This window comes from Vibrio sp. Y10_XG_PY6 (assembly GCF_024181795.1).
Classification (GTDB): domain Bacteria; phylum Pseudomonadota; class Gammaproteobacteria; order Enterobacterales; family Vibrionaceae; genus Vibrio; species Vibrio diabolicus.
In genome coordinates this window covers 1,502,455-1,528,334 of sequence record NZ_JAMZAQ010000001.1, presented here as the reverse complement: position 1 = coordinate 1,528,334, position 25,880 = coordinate 1,502,455, and the positions used below count along the sequence as shown (strand labels likewise).

Below are 25,880 nucleotides of genomic sequence, written 5' to 3'. Positions count from 1 at the left end.
TTGCATTTTTGTGTGATTTGCCTCGATAAGGCAACGAAATAGGTGAACATATGGTTTGGAATTTTATGAAAAGTGATGTGCATCTTAGGTATGAGTGAAACTTCACTGTTTGTACTCAGCTTGAAGATCAAAAAGTATGATTCGAGTCACAATTACCATTTCATTGACCGATGGCGAAATAAGCGGAATGACCATGGTTTTGGTAGGTGAATGTTGTTTTAAAGTAACCATGTCGTATATGCCTTTCAATGCTAGAAACTAGTCTAGTATTAAATAATCGGATGAGATCAACCATTGGGCTGATGGATGTTGAGATTATCAATAAAAACACGCTTAGCACTCCTCGCACTATTACCCACGGTGGTGATAGTGGTTTTTGCAGTTCAGCAGTTTTCTGACAATGCGTTGCGCGTAAGCCGTCTCAATCAAACGGTAATCAATATCCAAGGTTTCCAGTTGATATCCCAAGCCTCTCACTTTATATACTCCATAGAGAAAGCACGCCGCCAGCCTACGCTTCAAGCATCAGCCGCACTTAATATAGAAGAACAAGACGGTGTTATTTCTTCCATGCATCAAAAATTCGTCAGTAACCCCAATACCGCGGAATATGCTGATGAGCTGAAAGAGGCCATGCTAGCGGTATTATCCGGTAGGTTGGACGAGATGGATGACCTTGGCGATTGGGCATTTCAACTGCTTCAAAATATGTCGCGCTCTTTGCTACAAAATCATCAGTGGTATGGCAGTGAGGACGGTATTCGAATGCAGAATTTTATTGCTTACCTTGCTCAGCTGTCTTTTTGGACACAGAAAGAAGCCTGGTTGACGCATCGCCTAGTTCAAGATCCTAAGAGTCGGTTGAGTCAGAGTCTGTTTTTTCAGGCTATTGATCGACAGCAGCAAAATTTGGATGCGTTTTTAAATTTAGGAGGGTCATACGATCAAGTTGATAAACTGCTAGGCTTGTTTACGTCGCCCAGATATCAGAGAAATTTGGCATCTCGTGGGCGATTAATGTCAGGGGACATGTCACGTAGTGACTATGAAGCGTATTTGAGAGAACTCGATTTCCGTGTGCAACGCTTGCAAGTACTCATTGATGAGTTCACGAAACAAACAGAGCAATCGCTCCTAACACAAGTTCATGAACAAAAGACCAATATTGCGATGATTACCTCTGGCGTTATTTTGGTTATCGTCATGCTTTGCTGGCTTGGTTTTGGCACTTGGTTTCGGGTTAATAGCAAACTAGATGCGATTATTCATACCTTAACGGCGCTGATCAACGATGAAGAGAAACAGACGAAAGTCAAAGTCGATGGCAGTGATGAACTGACGATTTTCGCTCAGCAAGTGAATCGAGTGGTTGAAGAAAAGCAGAGACAAACAGACGAAATACTCCATGCTAAAGAGTCAGCAGTGTCTGCTAATCGCGCTAAATCAGTATTTCTTGCCAACATGTCGCATGAAATACGTACCCCCCTAAACGGTATTATGGGCATGACGGAGATACTCTCTCAAAGCGAGTTATCTTCCCATCAACAAGAAGTCGTTGATGACATTGACTCTTCATCTCAAACATTACTTACCTTGCTTAACGATATTTTGGATCTTTCTAAAATCGAATCTGGTCGACTGGAGTTGTCGTTAGTCGAGGCCGATATCCGAGAGGTGGTGTACCAGTCGATGGTTTTATTTCAATCCAAAGCCACATCTAAACAGCTAGAGCTGGGGATTAACTTAGCTGAAAACATTCCAACTCGAGTGATGGTTGATGATCATCGAATCAAGCAGGTCATCACGAATCTGGTATCGAATGCGGTCAAGTTTACCGAAAGCGGTCATATACGTGTTGATGTCAGTTATGACGAGTTACCTGAGAACGAGCGCGGAACGCTGATGTTTAAAGTCGAAGATACCGGGATAGGCATTGAACAAGATAAGTTAACGACGATTTTTGAACCCTTTACTCAGGAAGATGAAGGGGTGTCGAGGCAGTTCGGTGGAACGGGACTGGGATTGGCAATTTGTCGTCAACTGGTATCCATGATGGGAGGGCAGCTTATAGCGACATCCACCAAAGGAGTGGGCACATGCTTTGAATTCTCTATTGAGGTTGACGTTATTCCGATGTTTGGCTGGCGCTCGGACGTGATAAATAAGGGGCTCTTGATCTGCACAAATTACGATTACGCTGATCAACTTTTGAAAGAGTGTCGATTAGCGAAAATCAATCTCTTTGGTGCGAATAATGTTAATGAAGTAAAAGCAATAAACGATGACTTTGATGTCATATTTCTGTGCCATAGTGACGACTCCAATACGGATGAAGCCTTAGATGAGTTGTCACTCAAGTATGATCTTCGTCGTGTGATTATTTGTCAGCATCATCTATCCACTCCCTACGATAATGCAGAAAGAGTACATGCTGTGCTCACATTGCCTTTTCTTGGCAATCGATTTAAGCATGTCATTGACGATTTAGCGAAGGTAGAAAAAAACATTTCAAGTGACGCTGTCACTAATGGTATTCCAAAGTCTGAATATCGAACGTCGCGCTCTCACAGGAGGATCTTAATCGCGGAGGATAACTTGATGAATCAGAAAATCGCGAGTTTCTTTCTGGATAAAGCAGGATATGACTATTTGATAACAAGCAATGGACAAGAAGCGTTGGAAGCCATCACAAAGGGAGAAGAATTCGATGCAATTTTAATGGATTGTATGATGCCGGTGATGGATGGACTGACCGCGACGAAAGAAATTCGTCGTTGGGAAAAGAAAGCCGGGCGTGAGAAAACGACCATTATTGCGCTCACCGCGAGTGTTTTGGAAGAAGACATTCACAACTGTTTTGCTGCAGGTATGGATGCTTATTTACCTAAGCCTTATAAATCGAATCAGCTATTTGAGCTCTTCAATGAATTAAAACTCGCCTAAATCGATAACATTTCAAGACGATAAAGCCCCAATCAAAGGGGCTTTATTTTAACCATGCATTGTCATGCGTTTGCTTGAGCGCCAGCGAGTTTACGTATGGTTTGTCGATAGGTTAGGTAAGCGGAAATGCCCGCCAGAATGTTGCCGATACAAGCGCCTAAAAGTAGACCTCGGATTCCTCCCATTTGAGCGCCAACCCATAAGCAAGGAAGGAAAAAGACAAACAAGCGTAGCGCTGAAATGGTGAGCGCGGTGTAAGACTTACCTAATGCATTGCAAAGAGAAACCATCAACATACATACACCTAGTGAACCTAAGCTGATAGGAACAATCAGCAAATGCATTTCTAATACTTGCTCTACTTGAACATCACTGGTCATCAGTAGTGCAAGTGGGTTTGCGACGGCAAACGTAATGGCTGCGATCAAAAGTTGAAAGCCCAGAATGAATTTTACGGCAATACTGACTAGCGATTGGATATCTTGGTAGTTTTTTGCGCCAAGTAAGCGCCCGACCATTGGGGGCATAGACATTGTCAGCGCTAACACCGAAACGATAGCAAAGAATTCGTAGCGTGAACCGAGCGCCCAAGCGGCGACTGCGGCGGTCCCGAAGCTTGCCAACAACTTTGTTGCTAACATGGACGACAACGGAGGCAGCAGTTGGCTGATCATCGCAGGTCCCATGATGTTACCGATAGACGCAACACTTTTAGTTACGTTGAGGTCTTGCCACTGCGTTGTTGCCCAGTGATTCTTTTTTACGCGAGGCGCGACGACTAAAATACCAAACCCAAAGGCAACGATGGTTGCTATTGCGGCTCCGTTAATACCCAAGTCAAACGTGAAAATAAATAGTGGATCGAGCACAAGGTTCACACCGCTGGTCACCATCATCATTGTGCCAGGCAACATGGTGTTGCCGTTAGCTCGGCAAATACTGTAGTAAAAATATAAAACCGCGCCAGTCCATGAACTTAGCAGCCACCAAGGCCAGTAGCTGTCGATAATCGGCATCACAGACTCTGGAGCACTTAATAGAGATAAAATGGGGTAGCGCAAAAGCCAAATTAGCCCTCCAAAAACGGCTACGCCGATTGAGCCAATCATCAAAACTAAGCCACCGAGCTGTTTGGCATAACGACTTTCATTCGCACCAAGCGCTTTAGAAATGACAGCGGTCGTGGCGATACCTAAACCGACTTGAATGCCGATAATGACCATTTGCAACGGAAGAGTAAAACCTTGAGCGGCCAAAGGTAAAACGCCGAGCTGACCGATAAACGCACTATCTACAAGCTGAAAGCTCATTAAAGATAGAACGCCAAATAGCATTGGCCAAGTCATCGTAAATAATTGTTTTGCAAGTGTTGGTTGTGTACTTGTCGTAGTTGAGGACATAGAAAGCTGAATGCGTTAGGAATAAGAGTTGGATTGATTGTACACGGCGCTTAGTTTAGAGACAAAAATAAACCCCGAGGAAGGTAGCCTTACTCGGGGTTGAAAAATCTAGCTTACGTGTTTACTTTTTGCCGCTAGTTTGCTTGTCTTCTTCGGTCAGTTCGCGAATACGACGGCTGATGTCACGACGTGCTTTAGAGATTTCTGCACTTTTGATGATGTGGTCATCAACACGATCTTCGTAGTCTGCTTTCATATTTTTGATGATTGCGACGATTTCATCGTGAGTCATTTCTGGTTTGATGTAATCTAGAAGGTTTTCTAGAAGGTCAACACGTTTGCGGTTATCACGAACTTTCTTTTCGTTATCAAGCAGCTCACGTTTTAGTTTGTTTTTACGACGAGCTTGGTTAACGATTTCAAATACGCTACTCATAGTTCTCTTTCCTAATTTTATGAATATCTTCCTCGATTAAAGCACAACATCCAGTGGCATAACAGTCTTTAGATCAATCACAATGCAGAGTTGAACATTTCTCAACCAATTGCGATGTGTCCACATAATCACGCTTCTCTAATCGAGTTTTGGGCAACATCGTAGAATCCATCGATTCATTGTCATAACGTGGCCTTCACTATATTATCAACACCATTGAATGCAAAATGATGAACTTGATATGGACTCTGGGAACACTGCGGAGCAAGTAAGTAGTCAAGATAATGAGCAAGCCACTCGCTCTGTGGCTGAAAAGTTAAAAACAGCGTATATCAACGCTCGCGAGCAACTCGAAATCATCGAAGTTGAGCTGAATCGTTCAAAAATAATGATGGTTGATCAAGATGGCAATTTGACGAAAGTGCCAATTCTCTCGGAGCATTGATACCTGACCCGATTCGCAAAGGGTGCCAGGTCTTGCGCTATGCTTTAGCCTGACACCGACACCTGAATCGCTAACGCTTCTTGCATCTCTTTGCCAATGTATGATGCATGATATCGAAGCGATTTAGGTACCAAGTCAAATGCAAAAATAATAAGGAAATGCATTATGAAAGTTGAGCTAACGGCAATTGAAGCACGAGTCATTGGTTGCTTGATCGAAAAAGAAGTCACCACCCCAGATCTTTACCCCCTCAGCCTAAACGCATTAACCAACGCGTGTAATCAAAAAAGCAACCGTGATCCCGTAATGTCGCTCTCTGAGTCAGACGTTCTCGATGCCGTTGATGCTCTAATTGAACGTAGGCTCGTCAGTGACGAAAGTGCGTTTAACAGCCGTGTTAGCAAGTATCAGCACCGTTTCTGTAATACGGAGTTTGGTGATTTAAAACTGACAGAACAAGAGAAGGGAATCGTATGTTGTATGCTTTTGCGTGGTGCTCAAACGCCTGGGGAAATTCGCACTCGTACCAATCGTCTCGCGACATTTCATGATGTAAAAGAAGTTGAAACGGTTCTGGAGCACTTAGCAAGCGAAGACAAAGGGCCATTAGTGGTCAAGTTACCGCGTGAAGCCGGAAAGCGAGAGTCACGCTATATGCATTTGTTCTGTGGCGACGTTGACGTCTCTGAACTTGCAGCGCCAGTGTCAGCGGCTGGCTCTAATTCTGATCGAGTCAGCCAGCTAGAGCTCGAAGTTGCTCAGCTAAAAGAAGAGCTCGATGAACTCAAAGCTAAGGTCGAGTCACTACTTTCATGATTGAAAATACAGCGCAGCGTTGGAGTGTCTATTTGATACGAAATAACCGTAATGCGCTGTATTGCGGTGTCACAAATAATGTTGAGCGAAGATTCAATCAGCACCAAACGGGCAAAGGAGCGAAGGCTTTAAAAGGAAAAGGTCCCTTGGTATTGGAGTGGTCTTCGGATTTTGATTCAAAGACGCTTGCCATGCGGGCTGAGTATTATATTAAGCAACTAACAAAAGCTAAGAAAGAGCTGCTTGTCACGTCAAAAGCAAGTATTGTCGTTGATGAAAATCAGCAGATGATGTTAGAAATGGCTTTATCGAAATAAGCGTTCGCGACATGCCGAATAACAAAGAAACCGTCCACTGAGGCGGTTTCTTTTTAGTTTTGGAGTACCATGTAAGAACAAACTGACGCATAATGGGTTGGTGTTCTGTTTAAACACTCAGAGTATGAAAAGGAGAAATGATATTTTGTGACCTTGCAATTAGGTACACAATAAACGTTTATTCGTTCCAACTCAGACTAAGAACCAATTTATTATTGAAACAGGCACTCAGAGGAAGGTAGATTACAAGAGTAAAGGATGACTCGGCTAGGTAACGAATAGAGCTGAAAAAGGCTCATAAAAAGCTAAAAGAGCAGTAGATGAAAAAAGCGTTAGTATTCTCCCTGATGTCAATGGCCACTGTCGCGCCGATAGCGCAAGCCACTCAAGTCCTCAATGGGTATTGGGCATATCAAGAATTTTTAGACCAGTTTCCAGAACAGAAGCAGTTAACGAATGCGTTGGCTGACGCCGTGCGAGAGACTCCTGTTCCGGTTGAAAGAGACAAAAAGCGTCCGTTAAAAATTTCTGTGGTTTATCCAGGCCAACAGATTTCGGATTATTGGATTCGAAATATCGACGCATTTGAACAGCGTTTAGATAAACTCGATATCGACTATCAACTTAATCAAGTATTTACCCGTCCCAACGCAGATATTAAGCAACAAAGTTTGTCTTTAATGGAAGCGCTGAAGAGCAACTCCGATTATCTGATTTTCACTCTCGATACCACTAGGCATCGTAAGTTTGTTGAACACGTCTTAGACTCAAAGAAAACCAAGTTGATCTTACAAAATATCACTACACCGGTAAGAGATTGGGAGGATCACCAACCGTTCCTTTATGTTGGTTTTGATCATGCTGAAGGCAGCCGTGAGCTTGCCGTGGAGTTTGGTAAGCGTTTTCCAAAACAGAGCCATTATAGTGTGCTCTACTTTTCAGAAGGATATATCAGCGATATCAGAGGTAATACCTTTATCAATCAAGTCAACCGTGATAACAACTTTGAACTACAATCTGCTTACTATACCAAAGCGACAAAGCAGTCTGGGTATGAAGCAGCAAAAGCGAGTTTGGAAAAATACCCTGACGTCGATTTTATTTATGCGTGTTCTACAGATGTTGCGCTAGGTGCTGTTGATGCGCTGAAAGAGTTAGGGCGTGATGATGTCATGATCAACGGCTGGGGTGGCGGCTCTGCAGAATTAGAAGCGCTTTCGAAAGGGGAGTTAGACGTTACTGTTATGCGTATGAACGATGATACTGGCATTGCAATGGCAGAAGCGATTAAGTGGGATCTTGAAGGGAAACCCGTTCCAACCGTTTATTCTGGTGATTTTGAAGTCGTCACGAAATCTGATTCTCCAGAAAGAATTGAAGCATTAAGAAAACGCGCATTTAGATACTCAGACAATTGATGACAACTACATCAAAAACAAGAAAGCGTCGCTCATTGTCGACGCTTATTACGAAAATAATCATTCTCGTACTTGCTCCGATCATTTTAGGCATCTTCGTTCAGAGTTATTACTTCTCGAAGCAAATTATTTGGCAAGAAGTGGATAGAACTAAGCAACAGACGTCAGCGCTGATTCTTAATATTTTTGATAGCCATTTTGCTGCGATTCAGATTCATCACAACAGTAACTCGAAGAGTGATGTTGTTTTAGATTTTTATACAGAACGGGATGAAGAAGCTCTCAATTACTTTTTCATGAGTATTGACCAGAGTGATCCTTCTCATACGCCAGAATTTCGCTTTCTCACCGATCATCAAGGCATTATTTGGGACGATGGGAATGCGCATTTCTATGGCATCAATAACTTGATTCTCAATGATCTCGCGAGCCAAGTGACTTTTAGCAACAATTGGTATTACCTTCCTTCACATACCCCAATGGGAACTCGCCACCTGTTACTGCGTCGTGTACCGGTTTTACAACCTAAAACCGGTGAAGTGATGGGGTATTCTTACAATGTTGTTGTTCTAGATAACAACTTCGGGTTGATGGAAAGACTAAAAAACGAAGGAAACGTTGATAATGTTGTTTTGGTGGCCAACGATACGCCACTAGCTAGCTCACTAGTCGGAGATGAAGCGTACAAGATATTTGATGTTCTGAAGCGGCGAGAGTCTCAGCAAAAGCTCGACCAGTTGTTGATCATTAAAACCCCTATCGAAGTCAATGCTGCCACGACGGATTTGTGTTTACTAACCGTGCAGGACAATCAGAGTGTTGTGACGCTGCAAATCCAGCACCTTTTAGCGATGCTGGCTTCGGTTATCGGGATGGTGATGATTGCGTTGATGACCAAAGAGTGGATTGAGAATCGAGTCGTCGAAGAGCTTGGCTCGTTGATGGCATACACTCGTTCGGCTCGTGAAGAAAAAGGGTTCGAACGATTTGGCGGATCGGATATCGAGGAGTTCGATCATATTGGTTCGACACTAGAAAACACCTTTGAAGAGCTGGAAGCGCAAAAGCGTTCATTCCGCGATCTGTTTAACTTTGCGTTATCGCCGATTATGGTGTGGTCAGAGTCTGGTGTACTTATCCAAATCAATCCGGCAGCCCGCAAAGAGTTGGTCATGGAAAACGACATTGAAACCATGCACCCAGTGTTTAAAGGCTTCAAAGAAAAGTTGATGCCTCACCTGCGAATGGCAGCTCAAGGAGCCACGCTAACTGGCGTCAATGTACCAATTGGAGACAAGGTATATCGCTGGAACTTATCGCCGATTCGAGTTGACGGTGATATCAGCGGTATCATTGTTCAAGGTCAGGATATTACGACGCTTATTGAAGCGGAAAAACAAAGTAACTTGGCACGTAAAGAGGCAGAAAAATCCGCCCAAGCACGTGCCGATTTTCTGGCTAAAATGAGCCATGAAATCCGAACGCCAATCAATGGCATTCTAGGAGTTGCTCAATTATTAAAAGACTCTGTCGAAACGGAAGAACAGAATAACCAAATTGACGTACTTCGACATAGTGGTGAGCACTTACTTGCTGTTTTGAATGATATTTTGGATTTTTCGAAGATTGAGCAGGGTAAGTTTAATATTCAAAAGCACCCGTTTTCTTTCACTGACACGATTCGAACGTTAGAAAACATTTATCGTCCAATTTGCGAAAATAAAGGCGTTAACCTCGTCATTGAAAACAAGATTGATCCCAATGTTGAAATCTTTACTGACCAAGTTCGTCTGAACCAAATTTTATTCAACTTAGTCAGTAACTCAGTTAAGTTTACCCCCTCGGGCAGCGTACGCTTGCATGCTGAACTGGAGCAGTTCTACGGCGCTGAAAATAGTGTGTTGGTAGTGGAAATTACGGATACGGGCATCGGCATAGAGCCCGATAAGCTTGACCAAATGTTCGAGCCTTTCGTTCAAGAGGAAGCAACGACCACTCGAGAATACGGTGGCAGTGGTTTGGGACTGACCATTGTGAAAAGCCTCGTCGATATGCTGGAAGGTGACGTTCAAGTACGTAGTCAAAAAGGTTTGGGTACGACCTTTGTTATTACAATGCCAGTGAAAGATCGTGAGCGAGTGCTCACCCCTCTTGATTCAAGCTTGAGAGTTAAACCTGGTGAGTTATTCGCAGAGAGTCTAAAAGTACTGTTGGTAGAAGATAACCATACTAATGCTTTCATTCTCAAAGCATTTTGTAACAAGTACAAAATGCAGGTTGATTGGGCAAAAGATGGATTGGAAGCGATGGAGTTCTTAAAAGATCATACTTACGATTTGATTTTGATGGACAACCAACTGCCGCATCTTGGAGGAATTGAAACAACCAAAGAGATCCGACAGAAGCTGAAGTTAGGCACGCCAATTTATGCTTGTACTGCCGATACGGCGAAAGAAACCAGTGATTCGTTTATGGAGGCGGGCGCGAATTACGTATTGCTCAAACCGATTAAAGAAAATGCGCTCCATGAAGCCTTTGTTGACTTCAAGCAGCGATTCTTAATTGAACGAACGTGATGAACTCATTCGCTATGAGCCTTAATTGATAATTCAATCGCTCACTAAACCGAAAAGCACAACGCCATAACTTAGGGTTGTGCTTTTTTTGTATCTCAATGCTTCACTTGTTGATAAGCCAGGATTGCTGATATCACTTTTAGTGCCGTATATCACTATTACAACCCAAGTACGACGTTGCGTTACGCAAACTTGTTCCCCATGGCATATTCTATGTGATTTAAATCACAAAAACTTATTTACTTAGCGTGCTAACTATTTTATATTACTTAGCAAGCTAAGTAATTGAGTAGATCTTATGATTCAAGACATCAACAGTTTGCGCGACCTTTCTCTGGCTGAAAAGTTATCTCGTGTTGCCCGTTTGTGGAAAATGGTTGCAGATCGCGAGTTGGAGCCTTTAAACCTGACGTACCCGCGTTGGACTGCGTTATGGAAACTTTATCGAATGGGCGACAACGTTAGTCAGAAGCATTTGGCTGAAGCGCTTGAGATTGAGTTGGCATCGCTGATGCGCACATTAAAGCTATTAGAAGAGCAATCTCTGATCACTCGCCATTGCAGTGAGCATGACAAGCGAGCACGCATTGTTAGCCTTACAGAAGAAGGTAAAACCCTACTCAAGCAAATGGAGACTCGAATTCTTCAAGTACGGAGCAAGCTACTGACGGAAATCAATGACCAAGAGCTTCAAAAGCTTTCATTGATCCTAGATCAGATTGCTCACAATGCACTTGATTCACTTAGCGAATAAGTCAGAAACCCGAATTAAAAGAGAAGTAAACGCCTATGACTCCAGATCAAAAATTCGCACGTTGGATCAAGTATTCTTGCGTCGCGTTTGTCCTTGTCTTTGCCTATTTTCTAGTCGCAGATCTCGCCATGCCATTGACGCCTCAGGCAATGGCAACGCGAGTGGTAACTAAAGTAGCTCCCCGTGTGAGCGGACAGATTACGCATCTTTATGTTGCCAACAACCAAGAAATAAGCCAAGGCGATCTACTATTCCAGATTGATCCACAGCCTTATCAGCTCGCCGTAGAAAAGGCTCAACTTAACCTTGAGCGTGTGATTCAAAATAATGAACAGCTTGATGCCTCTATTGCAGCGGCAAAAGCGGACGTTGAAGCGAGCAAAATTGTCGCCGAGCAAAAAGTTCGCGAAGCCAAACGTCTTGATACATTGTTTCATCGCAATGGCACCTCGCAACAACAGCGTGATGACGCACAAAGTAGTGCAACGGCAGCCAGAGCAAACTTACTGGCCGCGCGCGCTCGTTTAAAAGAGTTGGAAGTAAACCGAGGCGATTTAGGTGCAACGAATGTAAATATCCGCGTGGCACAAAACCAGCTAAAACAAGCGGAACTTAATCTGTCTTACACTAAAGTAATTGCTGAACATGATGGCGTTGTCGCTAACTTGCAGCTGGAAACGGGTGCCTATGCGGCAGCTGGTACGCCTCTTGTGGCTTTAGTCTCGGATGACGTGGATATTATTGCCGACTTTCGTGAAAAGAGTCTGCGACACTTCAATCAGAACAGTCGGGCGTTAGTGGCCTTTGATAGTTTGCCAGGTGACGTATTTGAAGCTCGTATTACGAGTGTGGATGCAGGGGTAAGCTCAGGCCAGTTTGATGCAGATGGCCGCTTAGCGACACCGACTGACTCAAACCGTTGGGTGAGAGACGCGCAGCGTTTACGTTTACATTTAGCTATCGATGAGCCTCAACAGCGCGCATTTCCGGCCGGGGCTCGTGCGACTGTGCAACTGTTGCCAGAAAACTCGTTATCTGGCTGGTTAGCGAGATGTCAGATCCGATTTTTGAGTCTTCTTCATTACATTTATTAACGGGGAGGCGATATGAAGTTATGGGATCATCCCATGTCGGAAAACGACTTCCGTCAGTGTTTGCGCATTGCAACTGGCGCGACCATTGGCTTCACCTTATGTAAGGTCTTTGGCTGGAATTATGGCGTATTTTTTACCGTAACACCGATGTTGTTACTTGGAATGGTACCAGTCATGAGCCTGCATGCTGCACGACAGCTGATTTTTTCAGCGGTCGTATGCGGATTAGAGGTCGGTATTCTTGGTGGGCTATTTGGTGGACATCCTGGCATGATGACGATCATCGCCTTCGGGTTGTTTTTGTATAAGTTCGCCTGTATGTCAAAAGGGAGCTTATTCCTGTTTGGGGCAAATAGCGTGCTGAGCTTAAGCATCATGCTGCATTTTGCGAGTTATCCAACAACCGACTTAAATGATCTGATATTCAGCAACTTACAAGCGAACGTTATTTCAGTGATCGTGGCCTACGTCGTGACATTTTTGATCCCTGATGCAGAGCCTCGTCAGCCACCGGCAAAACCATCTCAGCCTAAACAGAGTCACCGCATGCGTCATGAAGCCCTTATGGGGGCGAGCATCGCTACAATGTCTTTCCTTGTATTCCAGCTATTTGACCTCAGTGATTCTATGTCCGCTCAGGCGACAACCTTGCTTTTATTGTTTCCTATGCATTGGAACGGTGCTTTAGGGTATGCGCGCAAAAGAGCAATGGGGACCTTGATGGGGGTAACCTTTGGTATTGCTGGGCAGCTCGTACTATACGATTGGTCGGATACCTTGCTGTTTATCGTCCCATTGCTGTGGATTGGCGCGATGATGTTCAGCTATATGCATGTAAAAGAGTCTAGTGGGTCAGGAGCTGGGTTTGGCGGATTAACTACATTAGGTATTTTATTTGGCCAATACCTTACTCCGGATGGCGATTTAATGTTCAGCGCGCTGTATCGCGTGAGTAGTATTTTGTTTGCTATTGTTGTCACTCTGCTCGTGACCTATGCGGTGCACAGAGTGCTCAACAGCTTTGAGGCGACGCGCTTTAGCCAGCAGTAAGTTCAGACGTTACTGGTTAGAAAGGACTGCTCCAGTAACTCTGTTTTTAGCTCGTGACTCATCGCTATTGGGCTTTCAAACTTAATTCCTATTACCCAGCCTTTCACCAACTTCTTAATGTTGGCAATGACACACCGATTTTCTTCTCCGATATAGTGACTTAGAGAAGAGTCGATAGTGACACTTTCACCAACGTTGAATTCTGGCTCTATAAAGGTTGAGATACCAATACCTGCCAGTGAGAAGTCGATAAGGCTACCGTCGTAAACATTCCCCGCGTGAACAATCTTACAATCCATTTGCAGCTTATATCGTTCGTGTTCCCGGACTGGTTTGGTTGCAAATGTTCCTGGAATTCGAATAAATAAAAGGGGCGAAGGACGAACCGCAGTTGTTAGAACACTGGATTTAAATGCAATGACATGGCCTAACTCCGTATCTGATACACCACGCACGATGACATCGGCGTTTGGGAGTTTTCTCATCACTTGCTCTTCAAGCAAACGCATCGGTATATCAAGAATCAAATACGCGTTCTCTTTCATCCCAAGATAGGTGGTGGGATATGTATACTGGTCCTTAGGCCCAAACTCGAAATTAGTCGAAAGTTTCATTCCCGGTTTGAGGAATCTATGCAGTTCATCTTTAGTATGAGTGGCAGGCATTACATTGGCGTTTTAATTATTGGTTAAATCGAGGCTATCAAAACGCCATTTTGTTATTCAAGATAGTAGGACAAAAGTTTTTGTAAAATTATCGCTATCTGTGAAGTGGTGGGCGATAAGTTTGGCTCATTCCATCTTTCATAAAGATTTGGCTTGCCACAATACTGCCGCAGGTTACCAGCATCAGCGCTAACCAAGTCAGTGAATCTGGTTGTTCACCAAAAATTGGAACGGCAAGAAGTGTCGCGACGACTGGAGTTAATGACCCAAAAGCAGCACTGGCTTCGGCGCCAATAATTCGGATTGCATAGATAAAGGTAAAAGAGGCGATTAAGCCTGCGCCGACACCTTGCAACATCGCGTGGCCAAATAATTCTTCCCACGGCCACTGACTGATCGGCGTTATCGCTAGGTAACTATCTACCCATCCGAAGCCAACCGCAATGATGAGCAGTGCCAAAGACGCGATTGCAACGAATCCAGCACAGACATGCGCATTAAGGTTAGCAACACGAGCACTGATGGTGAAAACAGCCCACATAATGCTACCGGTTAGAAACAAGATGTGGCCTTGTAATTGAGACCAGTTGTACTCTGCACCGCTATTAGAAAGAAGAAATACGAAAATCCCTAACAGCACCGTAGAAAGCCCGATTAAGCGGTGAGCACTCAGCGACTGTTGATAGCACAACACCGCGATAGCAGAAACAAATAATGGCAAAGTACCAGGTACTAATGCACTGCCGTGCGCCACGGGAGCGAAGTGCATAGCTGTGCCGACGACCAGCAGGTAGGGCAGGCCACTCCCTACCACAACACCAGTTAGGTAGCGTTTAGGCACGACGCGAAGCGCCTGCTTATGCTTAATCACAAATGGTAATAAAATTAAACTTGGGATTAGAAAGCGAACTAACGCGATATCGGCTGGCTGCAAACTAGAAATTGCGCCCCCTTTTAAAGAAATAAAGAAACCAGACCAAAGCAGTAAGGTCGTTAATATAGCTGCGTATCCCAATATCATTGTCGGCATGTCCATTTGTAAATGATGTGTTAATTGTTGAATAAAACTCGTGCCAAAGGGAGGCAAAGTTTGACGTAATTAAGCTTGATGTTGGTGATAAAGCGCGTATAAGTGTTAATTGTTAGTGATTATTGGCATGGAAGGACAAATGGACAAAATTGACAGGCAACTGATCAACTTGATGCAGAAGGATGCGACCCTGACTACGGCAGAGCTCGCTGACAAAGTAGGATTATCGGCATCACCTTGTGCAAGACGCATTAAGCGTTTAGAGCAGGAGGGCGTAATTAGCGGTTATCGAGCCATTGTGTCCAGAGACACGGTGGGTATTGCGATGACCGTATTTGTTGAAGTCAGTTTGAACAACCACCAAGCTTCTTCGATTGATGAATTTGAACATGCTGTTGTTGAAATGGACGAAGTGATCTCGTGCCATGTTGTATCAGGGGCTTATGATTATTTGTTAGAAGTGGTCAGCAAAGATCTCGCTGGTTATGAAACATTCACTAGAAAGCTACAACGATTAGAAAACGTAAAAGATATCCATACGCACTTGGCGATTAGACAAGTGAAAGGAAATGGAAGCTTGCCGATTTATGCATAAGAAAGATGAAATTTCTCGATAGACTTAAGATTGCTCACTATCACCGAAAGCGATACCGACAGTTCGGTACAGACAGAGCGCGAACGCTGGGATGGAGAGATAAGTACAGCCAAATCAGTCGATTTGAAGCTTTGTGCCGTGGGTTAACGTTAGACGGTTCAAGTCTTTTAGATATTGGGTGCGGCTACGGAGACTTATTAGCGTTTATTGAGTTCAACAATCTGCGCCCCCAAAGTTATATTGGCATTGATCAGCAAAAACAGTTTATCTCTGAGGCCAGAAAGCGGGACTTTCGTACTCAAAGTGAGTTCGTATGCGGTGACTTTTCAACGTTGGTATTGCCCCGTAGTGATTATGTCTTTGCTTCTGGATCATTGAACTATCAATCCGCGAATCCAAATCATACCATTGAGATGATCGAGAAAATGTACCGGGCAGCAGAGAAAGGGTGCGTGTTTAACTTATTGGATGAAGAAAAGCTGCCGAGCATGAGAATGCTCGCATCGCATAATAAAGTTGGGGTGTTACGCTATTGCCGATGGCTATGTCCAGACGCACAATTGATCGAGGGTTATTCCGATCACGACTTTACGATCGCGATGATCAAAAAAGCGGAATCAGTTTCCTGACTCCGCCTTATAAATTCTTAAGCCTTATTGGTGCTTGTATTGTGAGATTTCACAGTTACCTGTGTATCTATCAACCTTGAATGAGAACGCAGCTGAATGGTATTCCCTCCCATCACTCCAAATTGTTTCTCCGAAGATTTTACAAAGGTCCAAATCGCTGATTGAACCAAACTCTTTTACGTGCCTAACTACTGACAAAAACTTGGCTTTGGTAGCATTAGGACAGTCCCTGTTACTTAATCGATTGATAACCATGGTTGTAGCATCATCTCCAGCCAAATGTGACTTTTTATTAAATTTTATTAATGGGTAAATTAACCAAAAATTGGCCATAAGTAAAGCATTATTGTGACGTATGTCTCTATAAGTTGCCTCTCTTGGTCATGGTTTAGTCAAGTTTGTAAAAGGGAACAGTCCCATTTTTTACATATAACGTTGGGATCTCTAAAAGAGGGAATTAAAGCACGAATAACGTCCAATATTGGAGTGAAAACCCGACATCGTCTTTTCAAAACGGGCTCGATTTTTACCTCGAAACATCTTGAGCGTATTGAAGCGATCTCGCTTCTTTATCATAGAGTTGCGCTAGTGCTTGGTACTGTGAAGAAAGGCGTTTGTAATCCTCGGTAAGTTGCAAAGCGTTGGTGTTATACCACTCCGCAGTGATTTGATTGGCAGTTTCGTTTGACTCACGGCACTTTTGGGCAAGTTTCTTCCATCCATTTGCTGACCATTGAGATTGTGTGCTCAATTTAATCAACTCATTAGCTTTAGTCGCGAGTTCTTCTTTATATTGAATGGAGGCTCTTAATTGAGTTTTGAACGCATTTTGGTTCGAGCGGGCGCGCCAAAGTAACACGAGTTCATGTAGGGAAAAGGTTTGGGACAATAACTGGCGCTGCTTATGTTCGGCTAAAAGTGCATTGAATACCTCAACATGCTTATTGTAATTGGACTCTAAACGATTGAATTGGGTAAGATTGTCATTCCACGACGATGGGTTACATTGAATATTGGCGTGCCCCATAATGGGGAACAGAAGAAACAACAGTATCCAATTGAGTTTGTTGATCATTATTGCTCGCGTTAGTTGACCGACCCTTTTGAGTATATACCCAAATTTCCGCGACATGCGTGTTGCCGGTGAGATAAGAACAAAGAATGAAAAGGAAAAGTACATGAAGAAAATTCTCATCGCATTGATTGTCATACTGTTGCTCGGTGGGGCGGGTGCTGGATACTATTTCTTCTTTATGCAAAAAGATGAACCTGAAGTGCCAAAAGCTGCGCAAGTGGAGCAAGCGCCAGTGGAAGAAGAAATATCCAAACCGATTCTGGATTTAGAAACCGCCCCCCCTGAAGTGACCGAATACTATGTCATTGAGCGTCGAATCAATGTTTACAATAAGCCAAATGCTAATGCTTTGGTTGTCGATACGCTCTATAAGGGAGAAAAAGTATCGGTGTTAGAAAAAGTGGATGGTTGGTATCGAATCTCTGGTTACCTTGTTTATGAAGAGGGCGGTGAAGAAAAAGCTGAGTGGTTGAATGCCGAAGGATTATCTGATGCAGAGCCAGTTATTAAAGAACAAGAGCGTTTGGAAATACTGGATGGATATTTGCAGAAGTCGGATGATTTAAAAGTTCACTTGGACATCTTCCGCAAGAAAACACAGCAATTGTTAGACGATGAAACCTGTGATCCGAGTGATTTTGAAGAGCTCGGTGGCTGGGTTCGTTCGGTTACTTATGACAAGCGCAATGTGTACTTCATTTATTGTGGTGGTTTGGAGCAAGAAAACAAAATCTATTTAGATGTCGATAAAGGCGATATCTTTTACCGCTAACAGAGCGCCTTTAGTTTAAAGCCTCTAGAGATTTATAACTTTTTAGTTGTGAACCATAATTAATAGGAATACTATCATCGAGTCGAGTGAAAAAACTCGACTCGTTTTGTTTTTAGTGAGTTCTTATGTCTCAGATTTTCTTGAAAAAATTGATTTTTATGCTGCTTGCGATGGTGTTGCTACCAGCGCATGTTTTTGCTGCGCAAATCGATCAGAAAGCTCATTTACCTTACTTTTCTAAGCTGCAACCATTTGTTGCGAGTATTGCTTTTGCAAATACCTCAATCGATTTTTCTGAAGTCTCAGAAGAAACGACGCAGTCTCCGATTTCTGAAAGTCACGCAAGACTTGACACTCTAGCCCTATTTAACACTCAACGTTGGGTTTCTCACTTACGTGAAGGCCTCGATGATGAGCATGTTGACGTTGTTGGTGACCTAAACACGCCTTTCTATGTTGACGCAGGTTATGCCTACAGCCTGATGGATATCAATTGGCGTCAAAACCAGTACACTTTTTATCATTTCACAAGCGATCATCGCATTTCTGGTTGGAAAGAGACCAACGCAATGTACGTCGCACTCAATAGTCAATTTTCTGCCTAAACACCATCTATTTGCACCATTGTGCACTCTTAACACGACGATTGTATTCAACAGGGCGTAACCGTCCTGAGCATTTCATACCCTGAATTTTTTTCTGGGGGCATCTGTCGTGTGTTAAGCCTTGTTATTAAAAGCTTCACTTCGTAGTGAAGGGATGATGTTTACATGAAAAAAACAGCAAAGCAGCAAAAGAACAGAAAGCTGATGAATCACTATTCAGCTTGGAAATATGTCGTATTAATCACTACGGTCATTATCTTAACGTTAAGCGCGATTCCGACTTGGTTCGGTGAGCAACCATCGATCCAGCTAACGTTTTCAAACCAAAACAGCAGTGAAATATCGGTTGTTCAGTTGAATCAACTACTGAAAACCAATCACATCTCAGCAGACAAAATCATCGAAAAAGATGGCAAAACAACCATTGTATTCGATGATGAAAATGCGCAAAGCAAAGCTCGTGCGTTACTAAACAATGAGCTAAATAAAGAAGACAGCATTACCTTCTCATATGTGTCTGTTGCTCCAGAGTGGCTGAATGAGATGGGTTTTAGCCCAATCAAACTCGGTCTTGACCTTCGCGGTGGGGTACAGTTCCTCTTGAATGTCGACGTAAATAAAGCATTTGAGGAGCAACGTAATGCTTTGATCGATGAGATCAAAGCAAGCCTGCGAGATCAGCGCGTGCGTGGTGTACAAATTCGCGCAGAAAGTGGTAACCGCATTGCGGTAAACAGTGAGAGTGATACCGCCCTAGCTGAAGTAAACAAATTCTTGCGTCAAAACTATCCTGGTTGGGTGGTGAAAAGCTCGTCTCGCGGTTTTGTTCTTGAGCCAAGTGAGCAGAATATTCAAGAGTTCCAATCAACGACATTGCAACAAAACTTGAAGATTATGCGTGGTCGTATTGAAGAGCTAGGTATTACGGAAGCATTAGTTCAGCGTCAGGGTAAAGACAGCATTCGTATTGAGCTCCCAGGTGTACAAGACCCAGCACAAGCGAAAAACGTTATTGGTGCCACTGCGAGTTTGGCATTCTACGAAGTGAAAGATGCAGGCCAAGCGCGAAGCGGCCAAGATCTTGTGCTGAAAGATAACGATGGCCGAACTGTTATTCTGGAGAAACGACCAGTCCTAACGGGTGAGCACATTGTTAACGCTCGTGCAGGCGTCGACAATATGGGTATGTCAGAAGTTAACATCTCGCTTGACCACGCGGGCGGTAAAAAGATGAGTGATTTCTCTGCAACGCATATTGGCAAACCAATGGCGACGGTTTATCACGAATACAAGACAAACGATCGTGGCGTAACAGAGCGCAGCGAGCGCGTTATCAGCGTTGCGACTATTCAATCTCAACTTGGTAGCCAGTTCCGTATTACCGGCGCTGGCAGCATGGACGAAGCGCAGCAGTTAGCGCTATTACTTCGAGCGGGTTCGCTAACAGCTCCGGTTACTATCGTAGAGGAGCGTACTATTGGTGCTTCTTTGGGGGCTGAAAACATTGAAAATGGCTTTGCGGCACTTGCTTTGGGTATGGGTTTAACACTGACCTTTATGGCCCTTTGGTACCGCCGCTTAGGTTGGGTGGCGAACGTGGCGCTTTGTGCCAACATGCTTTGTTTGCTTGGCTTAATTGCCTTGTTACCAGGTGCGGTGCTAACGCTTCCAGGTATTGCAGGGTTGGTGTTAACTGTTGGTATGGCAGTGGACACCAACGTTATTATCTTCGAACGTATTAAGGACAAAATGCGTGAAGGCCGCAGTTTCGCTCAAGCGATTGATCTGGGCTTTGATAGCGCGTTCTCGACCATCCTTGATGCCAACATTACTACCATGATCACCGCCGTGATTTTATACGCCATCGGTAACGGCCCAATCCAAGGCTTTGCCTTAACACTCGGATTAGGTTTGTTAACCAGTATGTTTACAGGCGTATTTGCCTCTCGAGCAATGATCAATTTAATTTGGGGCCGAGATGCCCGTCGTGATGTGAGGGTTTAATCATGGTCGAAATGCTAAAACAAAATATTCGTAAAATTCGCCACTTCACTACGCTAGTTTCTATCGTTTTGACGGTGATCGCACTTGGTGCTCTGGGCTTTAAAGGGTTGAATCTCGGCTTGGATTTCACTGGTGGTATGGTGACAGAAGTGAAAGTCGATAAGTCGTTAACCAACCACGATCTGCTTGATGCACTACAACCAAAACTTGGTGAATCAACCTCTGTCACCCGCACAGGTGAAGATGGTCGTTGGCTCATTCGCTACTCCGCCCCTGAAGAAGGGCAAACTCTGCCAAGTGTGGAAGAGGTATTAAAGCCAGTTTCACATCAAGTTGATGTCGTCAGCAACAGTATTGTTGGTGCTCAAGTTGGCCAGGATTTGTTTGACCAAGGCGGTTTAGCACTATTGATTTGTGTGCTGAGCATCCTTGGTTACTTGTGTTTCCGTTTTGAATGGCGCTTAGCGAGTGGCTCTGTATTTGCTCTGGCTCATGACGTAATTGTCGTCCTCGGCTTCTTCGCCGTTACCCAAATGGAATTCAACTTAACGGTTTTTGCTGCCGTATTGGCAATTTTAGGCTACTCATTGAATGATTCGATCATCATTTCAGATCGAATTCGTGAGCTACTGATCGCGAAACAAAGTTGGAAAATGGAAGACATCAATGACCAGGCTGTCATCGCGACGTTCTCTAGAACGATGGTGACTTCAGGCACAACACTGATTACTGTTGGTGCACTATGGATTATGGGGGGAGCACCGCTAGCGGGTTTCTCAACAGCGATGTTTATTGGTGTGCTATCAGGTACATGGTCTTCCATTTCCATTGGTACCGTATTACCTGAACTGTTCAAGCTCGAACCGAAGCATTACTTGCCTGTTGAGATTGATACCGCGCCGTAATACGAGGTGCTGAAGGTAAAAAGTGCTCGCGCCACTCAGTTTGAGTGGCGTTTTACTTTGTGCTATTTCACACGCATCAGGCGGTGTTTGACGTGACCTAAATCGAACTCAATGATTTGAGAGCGCTTCATCGATTCAACCAGGCGCAACATGGATGTGTGATAACCTTTCTTTTTCATCCATTGCAATGGCTCGGAAAAGCTGTCTTCGTTTACAACGTAAGATTCGCCTTTGTGTTCTCCAGCATAAACGTTTACGACCCAAACCCGGGCCTGAAAATCTAATACTTCACTTATGTTTCGCGTAATTTTTCTTAGGATATTTTTCATCATTTCCAGCGTTGCTTTAGCTCAGTAATAGCCAAACACCAACCCCCATCATTAAAGTGCCCGCGATACGGTTCATCAGACGCACATTCTTTGATTGACCCAACACGCGTTTCAGTCCTTTACCACCAGTGGCATACAGAGACATACAAATGAACTCAAAAAGAAGGATGATGGAGACAAGCACGATCAGCTGTGGAGCAAGAGCCGCATTTTGATCGATAAAAGGCGGCAGCAGAGAAATCATAAATGCCCAGCCTTTTGGGTTTGCGATAGCGGTAACGAAGCCTTGCATGATGAGCGCGACATTACCACTTCTGGGTGTCTCCAAATTATCGACATTTATTGCTAACTTACCTCGAGATCGCCACATTTCTACACCAAGATAGAGTAAGTAGCCGCCACCAATAAACTTTAGTGCGATAAACATCCAAGGATAGTTGAGCATGATCGCTGCGATCCCTAGTACTGCCGAGACTGAAACCAGCGCGACACCGACGAGTTCACCAATCATCATCCATAATGTGCGGCGATAACCGATACTCATTCCTAGCGTTAAGGCGAGCGTCATGCACATTCCTGGTGTAATTGAGACAAAAAAGAAGGTAGGGATGAACATACTGAGCAATGCAAGATTCATGTTTGTTGATAACTAAGTGATTTGATAGAAGCCACAAAGATAGTGCAAATTGATAAAGGATACTATCCCCAAATATCCCCAAATAACCTCAAGGTGTTAGGTTCAGCGAGAATGACTTGGCTCACAGGCACGGCAACGATTTGAAGATCTAGTGGTTCTAAATCAAAAATCGTTAACAAAGGCTGTGGGATAAGGCAACTCGCCCTGCGGAGCATGTCACTGACACGATTTCTGCATCTTGACGTCATTTGGGTATAACATCAATTTACTTGGGTTAAAGAATCTAGATGATTGCTTTAGGAGATGGTACCACCGAATATTGCACCGTACCGGTACTTCAATAGATAAAAAGTGATTCGATACGTTAAATGCTAGTTAATTGATGTTATTTGGATATTTAAAATAAAACTGAAATTATTTTTTAATTGCTGCGTCATAATAGTGCGAACTGCACCAAAATGAGACGTTTTCTTCTATTTTTTACCTTCTAAATATACCAGTTTTCATAAGTAAAACTATAAATATAAAATTAAGGTTATACTGTCAGTAATATCATTTAAGTTAGTAATTAAATGATATTACTGACAATTGCTCATATTGATATTTGAATTATTATTCTAATCGTATTTATAGATAACAACTCTCAGCATGAGAGTTGTATCTGAAATCATGAGATGATGTAACGTCCACTGTTCGGTATGTAACCTATTGATAAATAATGCTTAAATTTATGTTCTGATAAGCTTGTGTTTAACTTTATTTTATTTAAAACAATGACTTATAAAGAGTTAACCATTTTATAACATTTCATGTTTAATGAGATCTAAATCAATCTTATGCAAATGGATTAGTTTTTTATTTGAAATGTAATATTTCTGGTTTAACTTAAAATAAAAGGCATCACAGGATTGATAGCCAAAAGAATAAATAAACACGTCAGTTGGTGATTTATTTCATCAGTGTATTTAGTTTGCTTTTTTAAATGCCGTTAAGAATGGAGTCTTCGATGAAGAAAGTCGCTTTGATCACCGGATCAAAAGGCGGAATTGGTTCTGCTATTTCCTCTCAATTAGTGAATGATGGTTACCGTGTAATCGCTACTTATTTCACAGGAAACTATGAATGTGCGTTGGAGTGGTTCAACAGTAAAGGGTTTACCAAAGATCAGGTTCGCCTTTTTGAGTTGGACGTAACAAACACTGCAGAGTGTGCAGAAAAGTTAGCGCAATTGCTTGAGGAAGAAGGGACCATTGATGTCGTTATCAACAACGCAGGTATCACACGTGATGGCGTGTTTAAAAAGATGACTGCGCAAGCTTGGAATGACGTCATTAATACCAACCTCAATAGTCTATTCAACGTTACGCAACCTCTGTTCGCTGCGATGTGCGAAAAAGGCGGTGGTCGTGTCATTAACATCTCCTCAGTCAATGGCTTAAAAGGGCAGTTTGGTCAAGCAAACTACTCGGCGGCGAAAGCTGGGATGATAGGTTTCTCTAAAGCCTTGGCGTATGAAGGTGCTCGTTCGGGTGTGACAGTAAATGTTATTGCGCCAGGTTACACTGGTACACCAATGGTTGAGCAAATGAAGCCAGAAGTATTGGAATCCATCACGAATCAAATCCCAATGAAACGCCTTGCTACACCAGAAGAAATTGCAGCATCAGTCAGCTTCTTGGTCAGCGATGCAGGAGCCTATATCACCGGTGAGACTTTGTCGGTGAATGGCGGCCTATATATGCACTAAGGAGAGAAGATGATGGAAAAAGTGTTTATCGTAGCGGCGAAGCGCACTCCAATTGGTGCCTTTGGTGGCAGTCTTAAAAATACCTCTGCTGGCAACTTGGCAGCAGTAGCGATTAAAGGCGCGTTAGAAGCGGCAAAGTTGACTGGTGATAAGATTGATGAGGTGATTGTTGGCAACGTTGTCGGCGCAGGTCAAGGCATGGGGGTTGGTCGTCAGGCGGCATTGTTCGCTGGGATTCCGGACGCGGTTCCTGCGTATGGCGTAAACATGGTTTGCGGCAGTGGCATGAAAACCGTCATGGATGCGGTTTCACATATCCGTAGTGGCGATACAGAGATTGTTGTTGCAGCAGGTGTTGAGGTCATGTCTCAGATTCCGTTTGCCGCGCCAAGTAGTATTCGTGATGGCAACAAAATGGGCAATCTAGAGCTGAAAGACCTGCTCGTAGCGGACGGTTTAACCGACGTTTATAACCAATATCATATGGGTGTGACGGCAGAAAACGTTGCAAAAGAAATCGGCCTAACCCGTCAACAGCAAGACGAGTATGCGCTGTCTAGCCAACTGAAAGCGGTGGCGGCAATCGAAGCGGGCAAATTCAAAGACGAAATTGTGCCCGTAGAAGTAAAGCAACGCCGTGAAACGGTGCTATTCGATACCGACGAATACCCAAAGGCTAATGCGACTATGGAAGCGTTAAGCAAGTTGCGCCCTGCTTTTGACCGTGAAGGCACTGTGACTGCGGGGAATGCATCAGGTATTAACGATGGTGCGAGTGCAATTATCGTCGCGTCTGAGAGCGCAGTTAAAGCGCATGGACTCACGCCTATTGCTGAGATCGTAAGCTATGCGCAATCGGGACTTGATCCGAAAATCATGGGTCTAGGTCCAGTGGAGTCAGTCAATAAAGCATTAGCAAAAGCGGAATTAACGGTAAACGACATTGACGTTTACGAGTTAAACGAAGCATTTGCTGCGCAAGCACTTGGCGTGATTCATCAGTTGGCGGAAACCAACCAAGTTCCCGTTAACGCGATTCAAGATAAAGCGAACTTTAATGGTGGTGCTATCGCGCTAGGTCACCCACTTGGTGCATCGGGCAACCGAATCTTAGTGACGCTTGTTCACGAGCTTCATAAGCAAAATGGTCAATATGGTGTCGCATCACTTTGTGTGGGCGGCGGCATGGGGACGGCTGTGGTTATAAAAGCAGTTAAGTAATTATTTAAACGGACATTTTTAATTCTTTCTCTAGGAGATAAACCATGTACACAGATTTCTTCAAAACCTTTAGCGATCAAACTGAAAAAAATCTAGAACCTTACTTGAAGTTCAACAAGCTAGTGACAAAAAACGTAGAAGTGTTGACTGAGCTTCAACTGAACGCAATTCGTACTTACAGCGAAGTGGGTCTGAACCAAATGAAAGCGGCATCAGAAATCAAAGACGTAACGTCATTGACTGCTTTCAACAGCCAGCAACTAAGCGTTCTTACTAAGCTTTCTCAGCAAATGATGGACGACAGCAACAAGCTTCAAGCTATTGCAAAGGAGTTCAAAGAAGACGTTGAGAAAATGACTTCGGAAAATCTAAAGACTGTTACTCCAGCGTAATTTGTCCGATTCTCGCCGCCTTAGG

Annotated in this window: 26 protein-coding genes; 18 read left to right on the top strand and 8 right to left on the bottom strand. The window is 43.7% G+C overall.

Annotation, left to right across the window (positions count from 1 at the left end; translation table 11 throughout):
* Positions 1-306: 306 nt before the first annotated feature.
* The gene (locus NL644_RS06530) at positions 307-2,943 is read left to right on the top strand and encodes an ATP-binding protein (RefSeq protein WP_253658202.1); all 2,637 of its coding nucleotides are present in this window, start codon (positions 307-309) and stop codon (positions 2,941-2,943) included.
* Between the two features lie 62 nt (positions 2,944-3,005).
* On the opposite strand, the gene NL644_RS06525 is transcribed toward NL644_RS06530, so the two are convergent.
* On the bottom strand, positions 3,006-4,343 hold the full coding sequence (locus NL644_RS06525; RefSeq protein WP_145472762.1) for an MATE family efflux transporter: 1,338 nt from the start codon (positions 4,341-4,343) through the stop codon (positions 3,006-3,008).
* A 121-nt stretch (positions 4,344-4,464) separates the two neighbouring features.
* On the bottom strand, positions 4,465-4,779 hold the full coding sequence (locus NL644_RS06520; protein WP_005373603.1) for a DUF496 family protein: 315 nt from the start codon (positions 4,777-4,779) through the stop codon (positions 4,465-4,467).
* 241 nt (positions 4,780-5,020) lie between these two features.
* On the opposite strand from NL644_RS06520, the gene NL644_RS06515 reads away from it, so the two are divergent.
* The 8 genes from NL644_RS06515 to NL644_RS06480 all read left to right on the top strand — a co-directional run bounded on the left by NL644_RS06515 (position 5,021) and on the right by NL644_RS06480 (position 13,249).
* Complete coding sequence (locus NL644_RS06515) at positions 5,021-5,224, top strand: hypothetical protein (protein ID WP_031780656.1); 204 nt, start codon at positions 5,021-5,023, stop codon at positions 5,222-5,224.
* 165 nt (positions 5,225-5,389) lie between these two features.
* Complete coding sequence (locus NL644_RS06510) at positions 5,390-6,040, top strand: YceH family protein (protein WP_046875879.1); 651 nt, start codon at positions 5,390-5,392, stop codon at positions 6,038-6,040.
* On the top strand, positions 6,037-6,357 hold the full coding sequence (locus tag NL644_RS06505) for a GIY-YIG nuclease family protein (protein WP_012842363.1): 321 nt from the start codon (positions 6,037-6,039) through the stop codon (positions 6,355-6,357). The genes NL644_RS06510 and NL644_RS06505 overlap by 4 nt, the downstream gene beginning before the upstream one ends.
* A 320-nt stretch (positions 6,358-6,677) precedes the next feature.
* Entirely contained in the window at positions 6,678-7,775 is a 1,098-nt protein-coding gene (locus NL644_RS06500) for an autoinducer 2-binding periplasmic protein LuxP (protein WP_074190484.1), read from the top strand.
* Positions 7,775-10,351, top strand: coding sequence for a quorum-sensing autoinducer 2 sensor kinase/phosphatase LuxQ (gene luxQ / locus NL644_RS06495; RefSeq protein ID WP_114323367.1), 2,577 nt, complete (start codon positions 7,775-7,777; stop codon positions 10,349-10,351). The genes NL644_RS06500 and luxQ overlap by 1 nt, the downstream gene beginning before the upstream one ends.
* Positions 10,352-10,649: 298 nt before the next feature.
* Entirely contained in the window at positions 10,650-11,105 is a 456-nt protein-coding gene (locus tag NL644_RS06490) for a MarR family transcriptional regulator (RefSeq protein ID WP_005397727.1), read from the top strand.
* A 35-nt stretch (positions 11,106-11,140) separates the two neighbouring features.
* Positions 11,141-12,199, top strand: coding sequence for an HlyD family secretion protein (locus tag NL644_RS06485; RefSeq protein WP_006741161.1), 1,059 nt, complete (start codon positions 11,141-11,143; stop codon positions 12,197-12,199).
* Between the two features lie 12 nt (positions 12,200-12,211).
* On the top strand, positions 12,212-13,249 hold the full coding sequence (locus NL644_RS06480; protein ID WP_046875880.1) for a DUF2955 domain-containing protein: 1,038 nt from the start codon (positions 12,212-12,214) through the stop codon (positions 13,247-13,249).
* A gap of 2 nt (positions 13,250-13,251) precedes the next feature.
* Here the strand turns inward: NL644_RS06480 and NL644_RS06475 are convergent, their stop codons facing one another.
* Together NL644_RS06475 and NL644_RS06470 are read right to left on the bottom strand one after the other, a co-directional pair.
* On the bottom strand, positions 13,252-13,914 hold the full coding sequence (locus NL644_RS06475) for a flagellar brake protein (protein WP_047008122.1): 663 nt from the start codon (positions 13,912-13,914) through the stop codon (positions 13,252-13,254).
* Positions 13,915-14,008: 94 nt separating this feature from the next.
* Positions 14,009-14,935, bottom strand: coding sequence for a DMT family transporter (locus NL644_RS06470; RefSeq protein ID WP_005397718.1), 927 nt, complete (start codon positions 14,933-14,935; stop codon positions 14,009-14,011).
* A gap of 148 nt (positions 14,936-15,083) precedes the next feature.
* Here NL644_RS06470 and NL644_RS06465 point away from each other — a divergent pair, with 148 nt between their 5' ends.
* Together NL644_RS06465 and NL644_RS06460 are read left to right on the top strand one after the other, a co-directional pair.
* Positions 15,084-15,539: an Lrp/AsnC family transcriptional regulator gene (locus tag NL644_RS06465; RefSeq protein WP_031780652.1), complete on the top strand. Its 456-nt coding sequence runs from the start codon at positions 15,084-15,086 to the stop codon at positions 15,537-15,539.
* Positions 15,540-15,544: 5 nt separating this feature from the next.
* Positions 15,545-16,168, top strand: coding sequence for a class I SAM-dependent methyltransferase (locus tag NL644_RS06460; RefSeq protein WP_005397716.1), 624 nt, complete (start codon positions 15,545-15,547; stop codon positions 16,166-16,168).
* Positions 16,169-16,192: 24 nt separating this feature from the next.
* Here the strand turns inward: NL644_RS06460 and NL644_RS23085 are convergent, their stop codons facing one another.
* Both NL644_RS23085 and NL644_RS06455 read right to left on the bottom strand, forming a co-directional pair.
* A complete protein-coding gene (locus NL644_RS23085) occupies positions 16,193-16,423 on the bottom strand; it encodes a hypothetical protein (RefSeq protein ID WP_031780651.1) in 231 nt (76 codons plus the stop codon).
* A 271-nt stretch (positions 16,424-16,694) separates the two neighbouring features.
* A complete protein-coding gene (locus NL644_RS06455; RefSeq protein WP_114323518.1) occupies positions 16,695-17,243 on the bottom strand; it encodes an ATPase in 549 nt (182 codons plus the stop codon).
* Between the two features lie 103 nt (positions 17,244-17,346).
* Here NL644_RS06455 and NL644_RS06450 point away from each other — a divergent pair, with 103 nt between their 5' ends.
* From NL644_RS06450 to secF, 4 genes are all read left to right on the top strand, one after another.
* Positions 17,347-18,015 (top strand): SH3 domain-containing protein, encoded by a 669-nt coding sequence (locus NL644_RS06450; protein WP_114323364.1) that lies wholly within the window; start codon positions 17,347-17,349, stop codon positions 18,013-18,015.
* Positions 18,016-18,140: 125 nt separating this feature from the next.
* Positions 18,141-18,620 carry a hypothetical protein gene (locus NL644_RS06445; RefSeq protein ID WP_253658201.1) on the top strand — a complete coding sequence of 160 codons (480 nt, stop codon included), beginning with the start codon at positions 18,141-18,143 and terminating at the stop codon, positions 18,618-18,620.
* 165 nt (positions 18,621-18,785) lie between these two features.
* The gene (secD, locus tag NL644_RS06440) at positions 18,786-20,624 is read left to right on the top strand and encodes a protein translocase subunit SecD (protein ID WP_253658200.1); all 1,839 of its coding nucleotides are present in this window, start codon (positions 18,786-18,788) and stop codon (positions 20,622-20,624) included.
* A 2-nt stretch (positions 20,625-20,626) separates the two neighbouring features.
* Positions 20,627-21,529, top strand: a complete 903-nt coding sequence (gene secF, locus NL644_RS06435) for a protein translocase subunit SecF (protein WP_005397711.1) — start codon at positions 20,627-20,629, stop codon at positions 21,527-21,529.
* Positions 21,530-21,591: 62 nt separating this feature from the next.
* Here secF and NL644_RS06430 read toward each other — a convergent pair whose 3' ends face one another.
* Both NL644_RS06430 and NL644_RS06425 read right to left on the bottom strand, forming a co-directional pair.
* Positions 21,592-21,858, bottom strand: coding sequence for a hypothetical protein (locus NL644_RS06430; RefSeq protein ID WP_012842361.1), 267 nt, complete (start codon positions 21,856-21,858; stop codon positions 21,592-21,594).
* Positions 21,859-21,874: 16 nt separating this feature from the next.
* A complete protein-coding gene (locus tag NL644_RS06425; protein WP_041853084.1) occupies positions 21,875-22,495 on the bottom strand; it encodes a LysE family translocator in 621 nt (206 codons plus the stop codon).
* 1,006 nt (positions 22,496-23,501) lie between these two features.
* Here NL644_RS06425 and NL644_RS06420 point away from each other — a divergent pair.
* From NL644_RS06420 to NL644_RS06410, 3 genes are read left to right on the top strand one after another with little or no spacing between them, the layout of a single operon-like run.
* Entirely contained in the window at positions 23,502-24,242 is a 741-nt protein-coding gene (locus NL644_RS06420) for an SDR family oxidoreductase (RefSeq protein ID WP_046875888.1), read from the top strand.
* Positions 24,243-24,254: 12 nt separating this feature from the next.
* Positions 24,255-25,463, top strand: a complete 1,209-nt coding sequence (locus tag NL644_RS06415; protein WP_253658307.1) for an acetyl-CoA C-acetyltransferase — start codon at positions 24,255-24,257, stop codon at positions 25,461-25,463.
* Between the two features lie 44 nt (positions 25,464-25,507).
* Positions 25,508-25,855, top strand: a complete 348-nt coding sequence (locus NL644_RS06410; RefSeq protein WP_005398278.1) for a phasin family protein — start codon at positions 25,508-25,510, stop codon at positions 25,853-25,855.
* The last annotated feature ends 25 nt before the right edge of the window (positions 25,856-25,880 follow it).